19 protein-coding genes are annotated in these 18,967 nt (G+C 39.3%); 5 read left to right on the forward strand and 14 right to left on the reverse strand.

The genetic code is table 11. From position 1 onward, the window contains the following. Positions 1-96: 96 nt before the first annotated feature. The gene (locus ACH0AK_RS02745) at positions 97-1,356 is read left to right on the forward strand and encodes a BaiN/RdsA family NAD(P)/FAD-dependent oxidoreductase (RefSeq protein ID WP_499796719.1); all 1,260 of its coding nucleotides are present in this window, start codon (positions 97-99) and stop codon (positions 1,354-1,356) included. Between the two features lie 113 nt (positions 1,357-1,469). Here the strand turns inward: ACH0AK_RS02745 and ybaK are convergent, their stop codons facing one another. The 3 genes from ybaK to ACH0AK_RS02760 are packed head-to-tail and all read right to left on the reverse strand — an operon-like array spanning position 1,470 to position 3,917. After that, positions 1,470-1,955: a Cys-tRNA(Pro) deacylase gene (gene ybaK, locus ACH0AK_RS02750; RefSeq protein WP_224434865.1), complete on the reverse strand. Its 486-nt coding sequence runs from the start codon at positions 1,953-1,955 to the stop codon at positions 1,470-1,472. A gap of 20 nt (positions 1,956-1,975) precedes the next feature. Then, a complete protein-coding gene (gene aroD, locus ACH0AK_RS02755) occupies positions 1,976-2,731 on the reverse strand; it encodes a type I 3-dehydroquinate dehydratase (protein WP_023519905.1) in 756 nt (251 codons plus the stop codon). Between the two features lie 16 nt (positions 2,732-2,747). After that, a complete protein-coding gene (locus ACH0AK_RS02760; RefSeq protein WP_065095976.1) occupies positions 2,748-3,917 on the reverse strand; it encodes a class I SAM-dependent rRNA methyltransferase in 1,170 nt (389 codons plus the stop codon). Positions 3,918-4,302: 385 nt separating this feature from the next. Between ACH0AK_RS02760 and ACH0AK_RS02765 the strand changes: the two genes are divergently transcribed. The 3 genes from ACH0AK_RS02765 (at position 4,303) to ACH0AK_RS02775 (ending at position 8,214) form a co-directional block, all read left to right on the forward strand. Then, a complete protein-coding gene (locus ACH0AK_RS02765) occupies positions 4,303-6,501 on the forward strand; it encodes an LTA synthase family protein (protein WP_404852096.1) in 2,199 nt (732 codons plus the stop codon). 485 nt (positions 6,502-6,986) lie between these two features. Next, on the forward strand, positions 6,987-7,715 hold the full coding sequence (locus tag ACH0AK_RS02770; protein ID WP_019722957.1) for a hypothetical protein: 729 nt from the start codon (positions 6,987-6,989) through the stop codon (positions 7,713-7,715). After that, on the forward strand, positions 7,702-8,214 hold the full coding sequence (locus ACH0AK_RS02775; protein WP_010735100.1) for a P-loop NTPase family protein: 513 nt from the start codon (positions 7,702-7,704) through the stop codon (positions 8,212-8,214). Before ACH0AK_RS02770 ends, ACH0AK_RS02775 begins: the two co-directional genes overlap by 14 nt. A 77-nt stretch (positions 8,215-8,291) precedes the next feature. Here ACH0AK_RS02775 and ACH0AK_RS02780 read toward each other — a convergent pair whose 3' ends face one another. Genes ACH0AK_RS02780 through ACH0AK_RS02790 form a run of 3 tightly spaced genes read right to left on the reverse strand, consistent with a single transcriptional unit; the run spans position 8,292 to position 10,781 of the window. Next, complete coding sequence (locus ACH0AK_RS02780; RefSeq protein WP_499796720.1) at positions 8,292-9,734, reverse strand: ATP-binding protein; 1,443 nt, start codon at positions 9,732-9,734, stop codon at positions 8,292-8,294. After that, positions 9,734-10,450, reverse strand: coding sequence for a winged helix-turn-helix domain-containing protein (locus tag ACH0AK_RS02785; RefSeq protein WP_010735098.1), 717 nt, complete (start codon positions 10,448-10,450; stop codon positions 9,734-9,736). The genes ACH0AK_RS02780 and ACH0AK_RS02785 overlap by 1 nt, the downstream gene beginning before the upstream one ends. After that, positions 10,431-10,781: an SdpI family protein gene (locus ACH0AK_RS02790; protein ID WP_010735097.1), complete on the reverse strand. Its 351-nt coding sequence runs from the start codon at positions 10,779-10,781 to the stop codon at positions 10,431-10,433. The genes ACH0AK_RS02785 and ACH0AK_RS02790 overlap by 20 nt, the downstream gene beginning before the upstream one ends. 142 nt (positions 10,782-10,923) lie before the next feature. Here ACH0AK_RS02790 and ACH0AK_RS02795 point away from each other — a divergent pair, with 142 nt between their 5' ends. Then, a complete protein-coding gene (locus ACH0AK_RS02795) occupies positions 10,924-11,697 on the forward strand; it encodes a Cof-type HAD-IIB family hydrolase (protein WP_226075404.1) in 774 nt (257 codons plus the stop codon). A 293-nt stretch (positions 11,698-11,990) separates the two neighbouring features. Here ACH0AK_RS02795 and ACH0AK_RS02800 read toward each other — a convergent pair whose 3' ends face one another. Genes ACH0AK_RS02800 through ACH0AK_RS02835 form a run of 8 tightly spaced genes read right to left on the reverse strand, consistent with a single transcriptional unit; the run spans position 11,991 to position 18,916 of the window. Beyond that, entirely contained in the window at positions 11,991-13,385 is a 1,395-nt protein-coding gene (locus ACH0AK_RS02800) for an oxaloacetate decarboxylase subunit alpha (protein ID WP_224434869.1), read from the reverse strand. Next, positions 13,386-13,925: a citrate lyase holo-[acyl-carrier protein] synthase gene (gene citX / locus ACH0AK_RS02805; protein WP_023519909.1), complete on the reverse strand. Its 540-nt coding sequence runs from the start codon at positions 13,923-13,925 to the stop codon at positions 13,386-13,388. After that, positions 13,918-15,450, reverse strand: coding sequence for a citrate lyase subunit alpha (gene citF, locus ACH0AK_RS02810; protein ID WP_194179982.1), 1,533 nt, complete (start codon positions 15,448-15,450; stop codon positions 13,918-13,920). Before citF ends, citX begins: the two co-directional genes overlap by 8 nt. A 2-nt stretch (positions 15,451-15,452) precedes the next feature. Continuing rightward, positions 15,453-16,340 carry a citrate (pro-3S)-lyase subunit beta gene (gene citE, locus ACH0AK_RS02815; protein ID WP_226075410.1) on the reverse strand — a complete coding sequence of 296 codons (888 nt, stop codon included), beginning with the start codon at positions 16,338-16,340 and terminating at the stop codon, positions 15,453-15,455. Beyond that, on the reverse strand, positions 16,328-16,636 hold the full coding sequence (gene citD, locus ACH0AK_RS02820) for a citrate lyase acyl carrier protein (RefSeq protein WP_010735091.1): 309 nt from the start codon (positions 16,634-16,636) through the stop codon (positions 16,328-16,330). The genes citE and citD overlap by 13 nt, the downstream gene beginning before the upstream one ends. Further along, positions 16,633-17,643, reverse strand: coding sequence for a [citrate (pro-3S)-lyase] ligase (gene citC / locus ACH0AK_RS02825; RefSeq protein WP_023519912.1), 1,011 nt, complete (start codon positions 17,641-17,643; stop codon positions 16,633-16,635). Before citC ends, citD begins: the two co-directional genes overlap by 4 nt. Positions 17,644-17,659: 16 nt before the next feature. Beyond that, positions 17,660-17,785: an OadG-related small transporter subunit gene (locus tag ACH0AK_RS02830; RefSeq protein WP_010735089.1), complete on the reverse strand. Its 126-nt coding sequence runs from the start codon at positions 17,783-17,785 to the stop codon at positions 17,660-17,662. Between the two features lie 15 nt (positions 17,786-17,800). Further along, the gene (locus ACH0AK_RS02835; RefSeq protein ID WP_034691433.1) at positions 17,801-18,916 is read right to left on the reverse strand and encodes a sodium ion-translocating decarboxylase subunit beta; all 1,116 of its coding nucleotides are present in this window, start codon (positions 18,914-18,916) and stop codon (positions 17,801-17,803) included. Positions 18,917-18,967 lie beyond the last annotated feature (51 nt).

Here is an 18,967-nt window from a genome sequence, read left to right on the forward strand (position 1 = left end):
ATTCATCTGACTTTATTTTAGCTTATTTCAATCATAGGTCAAAACATTTTCTGCGAATCGTCTTCAAATATGCTACACTCTCTGTGAGGTGAGAAAATGGAAAAAACTTATGACGTGATTGTTGTTGGCGCAGGAACAAGTGGCATGATGGCTGCAATCAGTGCAGCCGAGTATGGTGCCAGTGTCTTGTTGATCGAAAAAAATAAAAAAGCAGGTAAAAAATTATTGATGACTGGTGGCGGTCGATGTAATGTCACAAATAATCGCCCTGTTGATGATTTGATTGCGCATATCCCAGGAAATGGTAAATTTTTATATAGTACGTTTTCTCAATACAACAATTTTGACATCATGGAATTCTTTGAAACACAAGGGGTTCACTTAAAAGAAGAAGATCATGGACGAATGTTTCCAGTGACTAATAAATCTAAAACGATCATTGAAGCACTGGTTCATCGTCTGAATGAATTGAACGTCACGATGTTTTTTGGTGAACGTGTAGAAAAATTGATCCATAAGGACAACCAAATCTATGGTGTGCGTACTGAATTTGATGAATTTAAAGCAAAATGCGTCATTTTGACGACTGGTGGACGCACCTATCCTTCTACTGGTGCAACGGGTGATGGGTATAAATTGGTCAAAAAAGTAGGCCACACGATCACACCACTTTATGCAACAGAGTCTCCTTTGATTTCTGAGGAATCATTTATTGCGGATAAAGTGTTGCAAGGTCTTTCTTTACAAGATATCACGTTACGTGTCTTGAACCAAAAAGGAAAAGTGATCACGGAACACACGATGGATCTTTTATTTACCCATTTTGGGATCTCTGGACCAGCAGCTTTAAGGTGTTCCAGCTTCATCAACAATGAACTACAAAAAACGCAGGCACCTGTAACTGTTTCTTTAGATTGCTTCCCGACGAAATCAGTCGAAGAACTGATACAGGAGTTAGTGGAACTAAGTAAGGAATCGAAAAAGAATTTGATCAATGCGTGGCGTGGTTTTCTACCTGAACGTCTACTCCAATTTTATCTTGAACGTCTAGAAATGACCGAACTAACTGGTAGCCAAACAACCGAAAAACAAATCCAAGAATTTGCTGAATTATGTAAAAACTTTGAGCTATTGATCCATGAGACATTTCCCATCGAGAAATCTTTTGTTACTGGTGGTGGCGTTTCATTAAAAGAAGTCAATCCAAAAACCATGGAAAGTAAAGTATTGAACGGATTGTTTTTTGGCGGTGAATTACTTGATGTAAATGGGTATACAGGTGGCTTTAATATCACGGCAGCTTTTGCTACGGGGCGTGTTTCAGGGATGCACGCAGCCATGCAAAGTCAATGGTAAGAGACAAAAAAGCAAAACATTGCTTGAATGAAACATCCATGAAAGGCAACGCGTGTCGTTCGCCTTTCATGGATCGATCTTTCAGCATTTGTTTTGCTTTTTGTTTGTGGTTTTTAAATTTTGATATCGACAAATGTTGCATTGGTCAACTCAGCGATTGCTTCTGGAGCAAGTTCCATTTGCAATCCGCGCTTTCCAGCAGAAATAATGATCTGGTCATATTCTTTTGCCTGTTCTTCAATAAATGTTGGGAATAATTTTTTCATACCAATTGGTGAACAGCCACCTCGAATATATCCGGTCGTTTTTTCCAAGTCCTTGAGATGGAGCATTTCTACTTTTTTATTGCCGGAGACTTTTGCTAGTTTTTTTAAATCAAGTTCAGTGCTTCCAGGGATAACGGCAACGATCGGACCTATGTTATTCCCCACTGCTACTAATGTTTTAAAAATTCGTGATTCACTTCCTGGCAACTGAGCAGCAACGGATGAGGCACTGATATGTGCTTCATCCCAAGCATATTCATGTTCTGTATAAGCAATCTTTTTTTGTTCTACCATACGTATAGCATTCGTTTTTACTGGTTTCTTCTTTGCCAAAATCTTCACCTTCGTCTAGCTTAATTTTCATTGAGTAAACTAATGATTTGTTTTAATTCTTTAACTGGTAATTGGCCAGGTGCAGAAGCTCGTGTCGCATCTAACGCACCGAAAGTGATGGCTGAACCTGTCACGTTGCCTGCAAGTCGAGAGACCATGCCAAGCTCACCCATTGACATAGTGATTAGAGGCATTGACACAAACGCATGTGCACGACGAGTCAATTCCATCATCCGTAAAACATCACGTTCATTATTTGGCATCACAGCAATTTTGCCGATACTTGCACCAAAATGTTCCATCATATTCAAACGATACAGCAAGACCGGATCTGCTGGTGTTTCTTTAAAATCGTGACTACTGATGACCAGTGGGATCTGGCGGCGGTGGATATCATGGAGCAGATCCTTTTCCATACTTTCGATTTTGAACAACTCAATATCTAGCATTTCCACTAATTCTGTGTCGATCAAAAATTTATACAGATCGTGATAGTCTTTGATTGAAATATCTTGCGTTCCACCTTCTTCTAAGGTTCGAAAAGTCAAAAGCAATGGAAGTCTTTCTAACATTTCATAGATCAGTACTAACGTTTCCTTTAGTTGTTCTTTGTTGAAGACATCCTGATAACAATCAAGACGCCATTCAGCCAAATCAGCACCGGCTTCCCTCGCCAGGATTGCTTCTCTCAGAAGTTCTTCGCGAGTTGTACCAGTCAAGGGCGCACAGACTTTTGGACGTCCAGTACCAAATCTTACTCCTTTTACTTGAAACATTTACTTCACGCCCTCTCTATTTTTTTATTTCATAAACAAATACCTTTAAATAATTTCCTTCTGGGAAAGAATCAATGGTTTGAAAATCATCAGGCAAACGATAAACACCGCTGATTTGGTATTCATACTCTGCAGAGATTAGTTCATCTTCGATCATTGCTTGAAATTGATCAATCGACACATTGGCTGCATTTGTTGAGGCAATCAGGATTCCTTCATCGGCTAAGATCGACAAGCTATCTTTCACTAATTCACCATAATTTTTGGCTACACGAAAGACTTTTTTCTTGTTCCGAGCAAAACTTGGAGGGTCCAAAACGATTACATCATAAGAGAAACCTTTACGTTGGGCATATTTAAAGTATTCAAAAACATCCATGACGATGATTTTATGGGCATCCGGTGTCAACCCGTTGACCTCAAATTGTTCACGAGTTTTTTTCAAACTTCGTTTTGCTAGATCGACACTTGTCGTTTCTGTTGCCCCACCCATAGCAGCAGCTACAGAAAAAGCACCGGTATAGCTAAACATATTCAGTACTGATTTCCCTAAAGCTAAGCCATCGATCAATGCCCCTCTGACTTCTTTTTGATCAAGGAAAATTCCTGTCATCAGACCTTCATTCAAATAAGTGGCATAAGTCACTCCATTTTCTTGGACAAGTAGTGGTTCTTTGGCCTCTTCTCCAGTCACATGCTGGCTCTCCGGTAATCGTGTTGTTTCAAAGCGGATTTTTTCGTAGATTCCGACAATTTCAGGATAAGCAGCTTGAAAAGCTTTTAATAAAACTTCACGAGCCAAATATAAGGTTTCATTGTACCAAGAAAAGACAGCAAAGCTATCGTAGTAGTCAATGATCAAACCACCGATCCCATCCCCTTCTCCATTGAACAAACGAAAAGCTGTTGTCTGCTCATCATTAAAATAGCTTGTCCTTTTTTCTTTAGCTGTCAGAAATTTTAGTTCAAAAAATGATTGATCAAATGGTTCATCCTTTTGACTGAGTACCCAACCAATCCCTTTGTTTTGTTTTCCTAAATAGCCTTTTCCTAAAAATTTTCCTTGCTGATCAATTAACTCTACCCATTCCGTCGTTTTTTTCATTTGGACTAGATCTTCTTCTTGGATCAATGGATAGCCTTTTAAAAATTTTTTGACTGCTCTTTTTTTTATTGTTAGTTTCATTGGCTCACCTGCTTTTTCATTCTCCCTTTTAGTATAACAAAAAACACGCTTCTTGTCTTAGAGATTCCTTGTCTTATAGGTAGTTTCCCTTAGAAAAGAGCTAAAATAAAAACTCCTTATCTCCCACTAAAACGAAATGCACAGTGTTCCGAAAGTAGCTCCTTCAGAAAAAAATTTGAAAAACGACAATTTGAAGAATGATTTCCGATTTTCCATGATGATTTCTCAGTGCTGCGCACTTTTGTCCTCCCTATTCATGTGTAGATTTTTGTACAAAACTTAGCGATCTTAAAGAAAATCTTAATCTATCAAGCTTGATTTGTACTTTCAATTGACACTATTTTGGTCTACTAGTAAAATGGTTAGGAGTATGTGAGTCGTGAGTATGTTTCATGTCACTCTTTTTTTATGTAAGAGTGCAGAAAGGAAGATTAATTTGAAAATAAAAACACCCGCTTTTTTAAATAAAAGGCTCGGATTTTTTTCTTTACTAGCAGTTTTGTTATGGGTCAAAACGATTGCTACTTATCTATTTGATTTCCATTTAGGGATCGAGAGTGGCATCCAATATTTTATCTTGTTCATCAACCCGATCGCAACGACTATCCTTCTTTTAGGGATTGCCTTATATGTTAGACGAACGAAAGCAGCGTATATCACGATGCTAGTCATCTATTTCTTGTTGACCTTGCTCTTATTTTCTAACATCATCTATTATCGTGAGTTCACTGATTTTATTACGATCAACGCGATCCTAGGCGCCGGAAAAGTCGCAAGTGGTTTAGGCGAAAGTGCCTTACGGTTATTCCGTCCTTATGATGTCCTTTATTGGATCGATATCATTTTGATCATTGCACTTTTAGCAACGAAAAAAATCAAAATGGACCCACGTCCTGTACGCGCTCGAATGGCGTTTGCTTTTACTACATTAGCAGTGATGATCTTCTCTGGAAATCTATTTTTAGCTGAAGCAGATCGCCCAGAGTTATTGACACGTACATTCTCTCGTGATTATCTAGTTAAATATCTTGGACTGAACGCGTTCATGGTATACGACGGTATCCAAACTTACCAAACGAACCAAGTACGAGCTGAAGCAAGTCCAAATGATATGAAAGAAGTAGCAACTTACGTCAAAGAACATTATGCGCAACCAAACCAAGATCTCTATGGATTAGCTGAGGGTAAGAATGTTATCTATATCCATTTAGAAAGCTTACAACAGTTTGTGATCGATTATAAACTGAAAGACGAAAATGGCGTAGAACATGAAGTAACACCTTTCTTGAATAGTTTATTCCACAGTAATGAAACATTTAGTTTTGACAATTTCTTCCATCAAGTAAAAGCTGGAAAAACAAGTGATGCAGAGACATTGATGGAAAATTCATTATTCGGTTTGAACCAAGGATCGCTATTCACTCAACTTGGTGGTAAGAATACTTTCCAAGCAGCACCAAATATTTTAAAACAAACAAAAGGCTATACCAGTGCAGCATTCCATGGGAATGCTGGTACATTCTGGAACCGTAACGAAACTTATAAGAGTTTTGGATATGATTACTTCTTTGATGCTTCATACTATGACGTGAATGACGATAACTCATTCCAATACGGTTTACATGATAAACCATTCTTTGAACAATCCGTCCAATATTTAGAACGGATGCAACAACCCTTCTACTCAAAATTCATTGCTGTATCGAATCACTTCCCTTATTCAAAATTCACGAATGAGGAAGCTGGATTCCCAGTAGCTAATACGAACGATGAAACAATCAATGGTTACTTTGCGACAGCTAACTATTTAGACACAGCGGTAGAAGAATTCTTCAACTATTTAAAAGCAAGTGGCTTGTATGAAAACTCAGTCATCGTCTTATACGGTGACCACTACGGGATCTCTAATACAAGAAACAAATCTTTAGCTGAATTAGTTGGTAAAACAAGTTCGACATGGACAAATTTTGACAATGCAGCGATGCAACGCGTGCCATATATGATCCATATCCCCGGACAAACAAAAGGTGGAATCAATCATACGTACGGTGGCCAAGTAGATGCTTTACCGACATTGCTTCATTTGTTAGGTGTTGATTCAAAAAATTATATCCAATTAGGACAAGATCTTTTCTCACCTGATAATAACCAGTTAGTCGCTTTCCGTGATGGTGACTTCGTTTCACCTAAATATACCTATTATGGTGGATCTGTCTACGATACCCAAACAGGTGAAGTCCTATCCGATATGACTGAAGAACAACAAGCAGAAGTTACTGCCTTACGTGAAGCAGTCAGCAAGCAACTCGCCGTTTCAGACCAGATCAACAATGGCGATCTACTTCGATTTTATACAGAAAGTGGTTTAGAACCACTTGATACTTCTAAGTTTGATTACAAAAATGGCTTGCAACATCTAAATGATGCCGAGCGTTCACTTGGTGACAAATCAACAAGCGTCTTCAGTGAGAACAACAATCAAACGACACAAAATCTTTACGAAACAAAAACTTTCCAAGATATCCATGGTATTCCTACCGAGGAACCTACGGATAGTGAAGATGCAGTAGAAAACAACGAATGAACAACGTGAGAATAAGTAGCGAATGTTATCACTCAACGAACAGCACTCGAGGAAATCCTTTCTTCGGGTGCTTTTTTTGATCTAATAACTAGCGATATAAATAGATTTGCTTATTTCTACTCAGTGATTTTTTTTACCCGCACGATTGAAAGTGCAAAGAGATGCTACTAATCATATTCGATGCATCTCTGTCCCCTCATACATACTCTAAGTCTGAAACGATTAAGATCCCAGACAAATCATTTGATTCTTGGGGACTCATCGCTCGTTCATAAATCTTGAAATTGATACATTTCCCTATTAGTTTTTGCACTGGATCTCATAGTAGGACCAAAAGAATAGCGTCACTAAAGAAGTTTTTTATACGCCTTCAGGTTCCTTTTGCTTGTCCTACTTGACCAGCCTTCCTTTATTTCGGTTTTTCACTAAATGATTTTCATACTTTATTCATATTCATTTTTTATACTATTCTTGAGGTGAAAAGTATGAATATGATCCGTTATTCTACCGCACGATTACTTTATTACAAAAAACAAACATTTCTATATACTTTGTTTTCAAGCTTTTCTGCTTTTCTATTATTGATCAGCTTTAACTTATATAATCTACAAACCACTTTACACAAACAAATCCAAGATCGGGTGTTGATATTTGATGCTTCTGATGTCAAAGAAAACTTGCCTTCATCAGAAACGCTTCAACAAGCCTATCTGGTTGTGATCAGTTGTATACTGGCACTGTTTGCCTTGTGTTTCTTTTTTTTCTTTTTACTCTCACTCTATCGTCATCGTATGGAAATCATCAATTGGCGATTAGCGGGTCTTTCCAAACCAAAAATGTTCTTCTTTGTTTTTTGGCAATCCTTGATTCCATTAGTTCTGAGTTGTCTTGGCGTTCTTTTGATCGTTTTTGCTTTCCAAAATGGCTATCAAGCTTTACTCCAAAAAATCAATTTGGCTCTGTTAGATTTCTTCGAACTACCGAATTTACCAAGTGTCTTTTCTTCTGGAAATGGTTTATCGATCTCGATTGATCAAAATAGTTTTTTCATGATCGATTTTTTTAGCGATAACTTTTTAGTAGATACCTTAAAAGGGATCGGACAGACGATCATTTGTTTAGTTAGTATTAGCACATTACTTAGTACCTGTCTTTTCATGATTTCAAATCGACTTTTAAAAAGAAAGAAGCTGATCATTGATGAACCAACATGATTCACTGATATCATTTAGCGGTTTTACTGTTCTGATCGGTTCGAAAGCCGAACAACAGGTGATTTTCACAGAGATCAAAGCACAACTCCTTGCTTCAGAACGAACTGATCTGATGATCGTTCAAAAAAATTGGCCGTTCTTCCCTTATCTTAATTTAAAAGAACAAGTATTTTTGGACATCCCCGAAAAACAAAAAAAAGCCAAACAGGAACAAGCGCAAGATAAGCTAATGATAGATTCCTCGTTGCTCAAAAAATCAGTAAGTGAATTGAGCACGTACGAAAGAATCAAATTGCAACTGATGCATGCGATCCTCGCCGATAAAAATAAACTGATCATCGAAGACCCTATCGATGATTTGTCGATTATCGAGATTCAAGATCTTTTGACAAATCTTTGCGATTTAGTCAACGATCATTCTTTTTCGATCTTATTGTTGACTCATGATCTTTCGATTGCCGAAAGCCCATATGTCACTGATTGTAAAGAAGCGAGTTGACTTGTGCTTGTTGATCTTCATAAAAAAACCGTTAAAACAAGAGAGAAGCCTTGTTTTAACGGTTTTTGATTTAGTTATCATTCGATTTCAACATCTGGTAATTTTACAGTAAATGTCGTTCCTTTTCCTAACTCACTTGTTACGTCGAGTTTTCCTTTATGCAATCGAACTAATTGTTGAACGATCGGTAACCCTAAGCCGGATTCGCCATATTTTGTATTTTTTCTAGATGGATCAACTTTGTAATAGCGATCCCATATGCTTTTCATTTGTTGTTCTGACATACCAATACCAGTATCGGTCACTTTGATGATCGTTTCAAGATAACCTTTTTCTAATGTGACTGTGATCGTTCCATTTTCAGTGAATTGGATCGCATTTTGAATAATGTTGACCATGATCTGTACAAACCGATCATAATCAGCGTATACGTCTAATTGTTCAGGTGCTTCTAAAATCAATTGATTACCCGCAGCTTCTGCTTTTGCTTCCAATTGAGCAACAATGTTTTTTAACGTTTCTGTCCCATCAAATTTTTTGATGACCATACTGATTTGATTCGTTCTGATTTTTTCATAATCTAGATTCTCATTGACTAGACGAATCAAACGTTCAGTTTCATTTTTCATTAATTTAATGGCATTTTCCCGTTGGTTTTCTGGGATGGCATTATACTCTATGCCTTCTAACAAGCCATTGATGGTTGTTAAAGGGGTCCGCATTTCATGGGAAGCATCTGCCATGAATTGTCTGCGCCGATTCTCTTGTTCCTCGATTTCTGCTCGTGATTCTTTCAGTGAGTTGGTCATCTTATTGAAATCATCTGCTAATTCATCAAATTCATCTTTGTCATTTACAGGTAATTGCACATCGAAGTTGCCATTCGTGACTTCTTTTGTAGCATTTCTCAAACGATTGATCCGTTTGACTTGGAAAGCCGCAAAGGCATAGCTTGCGATGATTGCAATGATACTTGAGAAGATGAAGCCTTTGAAGAGATTCAAGGTGACTGATCGCACGCTATTGTCGATGTTTCTGGCTGGTTGGCTTACAACTAATCCCCCATAAAACTCATGATTCAAGTTGAAAGGAACCAAAGCATAGGATGTGGCTTGATTCTCTCCTGAGATATTTTTATTTGAAGTAAACTTGACTTGGCGACCGCTTCTCAAACTTTCCCATTGATCTGCTGTAATCGTAAAATTCAAGTAAACCCCAGCAGTTGGATAAATCACTCGCTCATATTTATCAATAAAGATAAAATTGACATTTTGTTCAGTTAATACTTGTTCAGTCAGTTCCAACGCATTTTGGAATGCTTGATCTTGATTGAATTGAGGAAACGTATCCGCAAAGGTTTGGGTCGTTTTCTCCACCGACTCGGCATAACCAAAAAGTTGTTGGTAATTATTTTCTTCGATGGTCTGCTTGGTCAATTGCGTAAAAGAAATACCGACGATCAAGATGATCATCGCGATCATCCCACAAAATGCCAGTAATTGTTGGTATAAATAGCGCATCAGGCAACACCTGAATCATCAAATTTATAGCCTACTCCCCAAACGGTCTGGATCACTTGTGGGCCTACTTTCTCGATTTTTTGACGCAATTTTTTGATATGGGCGTCGACGGTTCGTTCATCACCAAAATATTGATAATCCCAAACGAGTTCCAATAACTGTTCTCTTGAAAACACTTGTCTTGGTTTTTTTGCTAATGTAAATAAAAGATCAAATTCTTTTGGTGTCAATCCATCGATCGGTTGGTTATTCAAGTAGGCTTCACGCGTTTTCGTATTCATCTTGAAGTGATCGGTTTGGATGTCAAAATTTTGATCAGATAATGGATTTTCTTCTTTTGTTTCTACCAATTCGCTACGACGGTGTAATGCCTTCATACGTGCAATCAATGTCAAGGGACTAAAAGGTTTAGTGACATAGTCATCAGCTCCCATCTCTAAACCGATCACTTGATCACTTTCAGAATCTCGGGCGGTCAACATGATGATTGGTACTGTACTAGAAACTTTTCGGATTTCTCGTCCAACCATCATGCCATCCATTGTCGGAAGATTAAGATCCAACGTGACCATATCCCAATGTTGCGGATTCTCTAAAAACGCATCTAATCCTTCTTTTCCGTCGTATTTGAAGGTTGCTTCCCATCCTTCATTCAAAAAAAACATCTGCATCATTTCAGATACGGATTGATTATCTTCAATCATTAAAATGTTCATGCTCGTCTCCTCCATTTATCAAATCGTAAGTTTGTAATTTTTTTTCTGTTAATATAAAAATCGGCATGATCGGAAACACTAAGACCAACATTTCAATAATAAAAAAATTGGTATGTCCTGTGATTTTTAATCCGTAGCCGATCAAGGTCATCAATAATCCGAAAATCAAGAAATATTTTCCGCTTGTTCGTTGGGCAATCCGCCAATGTTCGTCGGATCTTGTGGCACGTTCTGAATGATAACCATAGAAAGGTAAATTACCTTTAGAAGGCAAAATTAAAAATAAGAGCCCTATCAAGGTCAAAAAAAGACCAACTGTTAAAAAAATCATGATTTCACTCTCCAATCTCTGTCTATAGTATACTCTAAAATGGTTGCTGAACCAATAAGTTCAGTAATTCTTCACGAAACGTTTGTCTTTTGTTCATTCTTTGATAAGATAAAGATAGTCAAATGAAAAAGGAGTTTTATTTGTGACAAACTATCAAGCAATCACATTTTTCGATCTCGATGGAACTTTATTAGATGGACATTCTAAAATAACTCCTGAGATCGCCGCAGCAATCCAAGTATTAAAAGAGAATGATATCCTACCTGTTATCGCTACTGGACGGACAGAAATGGAAATCAAACAAATCATGCGTGATGCGGGTATTACTTCCGCTGTAACAATGAATGGTTCTTGCATTAGCGTAGAGGGAGAAGAAATTTATTCTGTACGCTTTTCTAAAGAAGAATGTCAACAAATGCGTGACCATATCGAAGAGCAAGGTCATGCCCTTTGTTTTTATAATAGAGAGAACATTTGGAGTACTCATCACACAGAGACCATGAGAAAAGCTTATGGCTTTATCCATTCAGATGTGCCACCAATCGATCCTTCCGCTTTTCAGGATCATCCGATCAATATGTTGCTGATTCTTTCCGAATCAGGTGATGAATATTATCATGAACGTTTCCCAGACATGACTTTTTACCGCAATAGTCCTTATTCGATTGATACGGTCAGAAAGGGTATTTCAAAAGGTGCAGGCGTCAAACACTTAAAAGAAACGTTACAATTGGAAAATGTTCCGACTTTTGGTTTTGGTGACGGACCGAACGATTTTGCCTTACTCGAAGCTTGCGATCACAAAATCGCAATGGGCAATGCCTATGATGAGTTAAAAGAACTTGCAACCTTCATTACGAAGAAAAATACCGAAGGCGGGATCGTTCACGCATTGAAGCATTTTGAATTGATTTGATTGTGGAACTGCTTAAACATGACAAAACAAAATAGCCGTCACTTTAACAGAGGACGACTATTTCTACTATACCGAATGAAATTTTTGGCGCCTTTTTTAGCGGCGCTTTCCAAAGGGACTGTTCAAGCAGTTCCTTTTTTATTGTTAATCTCGCCCAAGACTGAGGATTCAGACATCGCCCCTAAGTCCATGAGTAGGGAATTTTATCTACTCAACATCTCTAAAATGACATATATCCACCTTTATTTTACTATCTCTCAACTGCGGCTAAAAACCGAATCCTTGTTTTGACATCAGTCCATGTCGATCATCACTTCAACCGTTTGCAGTGGTACGTCATAGAAGCGGTCTTCGCGACGCCCTAAGAAATCTTTGGCTTGTTGAGGGAACAAGGCATAGCTTAAAAGATCTTCTGGTGATTTTGCATACTCACTGATTTCTTTTTTGAGTAGCGACAATTGAGGTGCTAGTAAATCTGCGGGTCGTTCCTGGATCACTTGTTCATCACCAATGATTGTTTGTTGGATGGCTTCAGCGATTGGTGCTGGAGGACGGCCGTACAACCCTCGAACATATTCTTTGATTTCAGTTGGGACGAGTTTATATCGCTCACCAGAAAGTACATTCATCAGCGCTTGAGTTCCTACCATTTGGGACAACGGAGTAACGAGTGGCGGAAAGCCAAGATCTGCTCGAACTTTTGGCACTTCTGCTAATACTTCTTCATATCTCTCTTGTAATCCTTGTTCCGTCAACTGACTTAATAAATTAGATAACATACCGCCAGGCACTTGATAAATCAATGTTTTAGGTTCAATGTCCTTGACTTTAGGATTTAACATCCCTTCTTCGCGAAAACGATCTCTGATCGGATTGAAGTATTCTGCTATTTTTGTTACTTTTTTCATATCTAGCCCTGTCTCATAGCCCATTTCTTCAAGCACCAAAGCCATTGATTCAGTTGCAGGTTGGCTCGTTCCACCCGCAAAAGAAGAGATAGCCGTATCGATGATGTCCGCCCCTGCTTCAACTGCTTTTAAATAGGTCATTTCAGCGATCCCACTTGTTGCATGGGTATGGACTTCTAATGGTAATGGAACAGCATCTTTGATTCGACTGATCAATTTGTAACCCGTTTGCGGGGTCAATACGCCCGCCATATCTTTGATACATAACGAATCTGCTCCAGTATCCGCCATTTCTTTTGCTAACCTTACAAAATAATCGATCGTATGGATCTCACTCGTCGTATAAGAAATAGCTGTTTGGCAATGACCACCAGCTTCTTTAGCTGTCACAATAGCAGTCTGTAAATTTCGGACATCATTCAATGCGTCAAACACACGAATACTATCAATGCCATTCTTGATCGATTTCTCGACAAATTCTTTGACTACATCATCTGCGTAATTTTTGTACCCAAGGAGGTTTTGTCCTCGAAGCAACATTTGTAGCTTTGTTTGTTTGACTTGTGAACGAATCATACGCAAACGCTCCCATGGATCTTCATTTAAGAAACGTAAGCACGCATCAAAGGTAGCGCCACCCCACATCTCTAATGAATGGTAGCCTGCTTGATCCATTGTTTTCAGGATTGGCAACATGTCTGCTGTACTCATTCTTGTGGCAATCAAGCTTTGTTGCCCATCACGCAAAACGGTTTCCATCATTTGGATTTTTTTTGCCATTTACTTCCTTCCTTTCTCAACAAGTTGCTGGATATGTGTGCGTATCATTTGAAGGGAATGTTTCTGTTCGCGACTACAAACTTTGGCTACTTCGTTACACACGTAACATGTCCGTTGGTTATATCCCAGCATCTCGCGACTCAACTGCTGCATCTTTCCTTCTTCCCAAAAAAGTACATCAAGATCAACTAATCGACCATAGGGGCATGTTTCTTCGAGTTCGATCATGCGCTTTTTTAGTAGCTCTTTTCTTAAAGGAAGAAGCAAAAAATACTCGTAACCTGTTTTTTTCTTACGGTACAACTGGACCAATGGAGTGACTTCTGAAACACATTCTTCTATAGCTTCGACCACTATATGAAAGACTTGTGCGATTTCTTCTGACGTTTTGACAGGACCTGGTATATTCGTAGTTGCTGAAAGCAACACATGTTGTGGATTTGCTACCAATAATTTTCTTTGTCTTTTAGCACGGGCCTCTCTTGCGATAAGGATCTCTTCATGCGTCACAATTGGTCCATTGAATAATTTGCTACACATTTTTGACCACGTCGATCAATGTGCCATCGCGATATTCCACCAAGGCAACGATTTTTTCGCCATACTGGATGGCTGAAGGCTCGCCAACGATGGCATATGCTTTTTGTTTAAGCTCGTCAATCGTATATTGCGGTATATCTACACCCTTAAAATACTCGATCAGATCTTGACGTTCAGGATTGATGGCGATACCTACTTCCGTAACTAAGACATCAATGCTAGTTCCGGGAGTCACAACCGTATTGACATGATCAACAACAGTGGGTATCCGTCCACGAACGAGTGGCGTGATCACCAGGCTCATTTTACAACCCATGCTTGTATCTGGATGCCCGCCAACAGCTCCACGAATCACTCCATCTGAACCAGTCATGACATTGACATTGTAAGCCGTATCGATTTCTAGCGCAGACACAATGGCTGTATCTAGCTGATTTACCATAGCACCTTTACTTGCTGGAGAAGCATACATACTTGCATCTATTTCATAATGTTGGTTGTTTTCACCTAAAGAAATCGCAGATAAATGATCGAAATCCTGGACATCAATAATCTTTTCTACTAAACCTTCCTCCAGTAATTCCACCATCGCATTTGTAATTCCACCTAAAACAAAACTAGCAGTCATTTGGTCTTTCAACATTGCTTCGCGTAAAAAACGGGTAACTGCCAGTGCCGCACCACCTGTGCCAGTTTGAAAGGAGAATCCCTGTTGATAATAAGGCGAATGAGTGATAACTTTTGCTGCATACTCTGCGATCAAAAGTTCTTTAGGATTTTTAGTAAAGCGTGTCGCACCTTTGGCAATGCCTTCGGGATCACCTATCGCTTCCACTTCTACAACATAATCGACATCCGTCTGTGCAATACTGATTGGGATATTAGGAAAAGAAACTAATGTATCTGTGAGGATGACCACTTGATCCGCATATTTTGCATCGACCATGGCATAACCTAGTGATCCGCAAATGGCCTTTCCAGTGGTTCCATTGGCATTTCCATATTCATCTGAACTCGTCGCCCCTAAAAAAGCGACATCAATATGCAGATCACCGGATGCAATTGCTCGCGCTCGTCCACCATGGGAACGAATGATTACTGGTTTTTCCATGATTCCTTGCGAAATCGCTGCACCTACTTTATCCCGCAAACCGCTTGTGGTAATTCCTGTCACAACGCCATTTTTTATATGATCAATCAAAGGTTCATGGACATTTGCGATTGAACTTGGTGCGATCGTGATATCTTTGATTCCTAACGAGGCAATCTCTTCCATGACCTTATTAAGTACAAAGTCTCCTTCACGGAAATGATGATGAAAAGAAATCGTCATTCCATCTTTCAGCCCTGTTTTTTCAATGGCTTCTTTGAGACTTCCCACTATTTTTTTCTCATTTGATCGGACAGGATGGATGTTTCTACTGGCTTCCTTGTATGGTTCAATATGGTCCAACTCACCTTCGTACAGACGATGAGCAACTGTTGCTGTTTGTGGAATCTCTTTGCCAACTTTATTTACAACCATTTCTAGATCTCCTCCTCTCTGATCAACTTCGCTGCTTTTGCAAGAGCAATCACTCTTTCTGCTCGCTCGACGATTGGTTTGTCCACCATCTTGCCATTCACAGAAATCACGCCTGAACCTTTTGCTTCCGCTTCTTGGATACCCCAGATCACTTCTTTCGCTGCTTGGATCTCTTTTTCTGTTGGTTCATAAATAGCATGGACTAATGGAATCTGACGTGGGTTGATCACTGATTTCCCATCAAAGCCTAGTTGCTTGATCAGACGAACTTCTGTTTGAAATCCCTCAAGATTTTCAACATCTGAATAGACAGTATCGATTGCTGCAATACCAGCAGCTCTGGCTGAATGAAGGATCATATTTCGGGCAAAAGACAATTCTTGCCCATCTGGATATCGTTGGGTTTTCATATTGGTCACATAATCTTCGGCACCTAACGCGATGCCAACTAACCGTTTGGAAGCTTTAGCGATTTCTCTTGCATTCAATACCCCTTCTGCAGATTCGATCGCTGCCATCATTTTTGTGGTTCCCATTGGGATTTGATAGGTTTCTTCCACTGAAGTGATGACCTGATCAACCTCGATGATGTCTTGTGCGGTTTCTGTTTTTGGCAAGCGAATGACATCGATCCCTGCTAATACCATTGCCTCAATGTCTTGATCACCCCCAGCCGCCAATGCGTTGATTCGAACGACCGTTTCTACTTTGCTATAGTCAAATGTTTTTAATGCCATATGAACGAGCAAGCGTGCCGAATCTTTTTCTTTTAAGGATACGGCGTCTTCCAAATCAAACATGAGTGAATCTGCACCGTATAATGGCGCATCTCTCAGCATCGCTGCATTTGCACCAGGGACAAACATCATCGTTCTCCTTAAACATTCCATGAATTGATCTCCTTCCAATCATAGCGCTCTTGCTTTCCAGCTCGATGGACTGCTGTAATCGTCCTTGCCTGGATCGTACAATCAAGCGCACCTTTATCGACAGCTGTTACTTTGGCGGCTTCAATGCCTAACTGTTGAAGGGTGTCCATAATGACTTTTCTGATTTGGTGACCAAATTGTTTTTCGACATTGCTTGTCAAGGAAAGTTCAATGCCTTTTTCTATCTTTGGATCGATCGTGATCATGATATCACTGGATTCAATTGTTCCAGCCACTGCACTTTGATAAATTTTCACTTCCTGTCACCTCTATTACGTTTATGATTTTTGATATAGTTATAAGTCGAAGCAGGCAAATACGCTTGTAATGTCTGCAAGTCATCTTCTTGTAAGGCTTTTCGGACTTTTGTTGCACTGATTGCTACTCTTTTGATACGTTTGCGTGGTAGGACGATCAAAGAAAGCGATTCTCCAAATACCTTTTTCAACGTTTCATTATAGATTTCAGTTATCTTAGAGTAGGGTTCTTCACCGACAAACCGATTTTCAATTTTAAGTATCGGTGCGATTTTTTCTTTAAAAAGTAGCGCATCCAAAGTACCTTGCGCTTTTGCCGCTTCTTCTGTAGCATGTTCCTTTAAAAAATAGGCAGGAAATGTGGCGGAAGAAATCAGATAATCTTCAGTCGGCAAAATCGTGACATTTTTTACATGCGCGACCCCTTGCTTGACCATTTCGAACCGTTCAGAAAAGGAAAATTCTGAACAATCTTCTGACAGGATAAAAAGGTAGACTTGGTCTGCTTGTTTGGCTGCGCACTCCACCAAGTACTGATGTCCTTTTGTAAAAGGATTGGCATTCATCACAATCCCACAGCCTGTACCTTTTTTCTTTTTTGCCTTCAACATGGCAAGATAATCTTGAAAGTCAGGTGTACCTTGTTCCATAAACAATATGGTTTCAGTGGCAATGATCTCTTTAAATCCCATAGCATGAAAAATGGAGTGATTACTAGGATCTGTGTAGACAAAGAAATGCCTTTTGTTTTCTTCGGATAAATGATCAATTAATTGCTGAACGAGCTTCGTCAACAAATTTTCTGATTGGAAATCTTTCGCAACAGCCAAATATTTTAAAATATTACGCTCATAAGAACCGGTGGCAATCAGCTGCTCTTCTTGATAGATCCCAACGGTATAGTCAACCTTTTCATTCAATGTGAGACCGGATTTTTCGATCAGCTCCAGCCATTGTTGATAGACTTGAGCGTCCTTTTCCAACCATAATCTTTTGATTGTATACATGTACAAGACCTTCTTTTTATTTTCTTACTGGAAACAAGCGACTCAATAGCATCGAAGCAAGATAAATGATCAAGATAACAACGAATACGCCACCCCATCCTAAAACTAGTAGTTCAAGAGATTTGATTAACTCTGCTGACATCGTTTTTCTCCTTTCTTATACCAATAAGGCGAGCAATAAGCCGCCGGCAATCACTGAAGCAATCTGACCAGATACATTGGCTCCAGCTGCGTGCATCAAAATAAAGTTCTGTGGGTCTTCTTCTGTTGCCATTTTCTGAATGACGCGACTAGACATTGGAAAAGCAGAGATTCCTGCTGCTCCGATCATTGGATTGATTTTCTCTTTTCGGAATAAATTTAACAATTTAGCAAACAATACTCCACCGATCGAGTCCATAATGAAAGCAACCAGCCCTAGACCGATAACCATCAACGTATCGATCTGTAAAAATTCTTCATACTGCATTTTGACCGAAATGGCGATCCCTAATAATATGCTGATGAGATTGACTAACTCATTCTGAGCAGTGATCGACAAACGATCCAATACCCCACATTCTCGTAACAAATTTCCAAACATCAAAAACCCAACAAGTGGCAGAGAGACAGGCGCAATCAAACCAGCGACGACTGAAATAACTAAAGGAAAAAGGATTTTTGCTGTTTGCGACACTTCCCCTGCACGATAATTCATTCGAATACGTCGCTCTTTTTTAGTCGTCACAGCTTTGATCGCAACTGGCTGAATGATTGGCACGAGGGCCATATACGAATAGGCAGCCACCATGATGGCACCCATATATTTCGAATTCAACGTGTTCGCGACAAAAATGGAAGTTGGTCCATCCGCTGCTCCGATGATGCCAATAGAAGCTGCATCATTCAAATCAAAACCTAATAGGATCGCTACGATGATCGTAAAGAAAATCCCAAATTGTGCGGCGGCTCCAAAAAGTAATAAAAATGGATTTTGTAACAAGGGACCGAAATCGATCATTGCACCAATACCAATGAATAATAAGAGCGGAAATAGCTCCGTCGTAATCCCCATATCAAACAAAATTTGGAACGCGCCGGCCTCACCACCGGCACTCAGCACACCTGAATTAGGGAAATTAACTAAGATCGTACCTAACCCCATCGGTACGAGTAACGTTGGTTCATATTCTTTTTTTATCCCAAGGTACATGAGGACTCCGCCAATCACCATCATCACGATGCGTCCCGGCTCTTGCCCCATGCCAATAACTCCTTCAATAAGTGTTTCCACAGATGTCACTTCCTTTTACTTAATACTGAATACCAAGAGTCACCAAAATGA

Origin of the sequence: Enterococcus pernyi (genome assembly GCF_045371165.1) — a bacterium.
Classification (GTDB): Bacteria; Bacillota; Bacilli; order Lactobacillales; family Enterococcaceae; genus Enterococcus_B; species Enterococcus_B pernyi.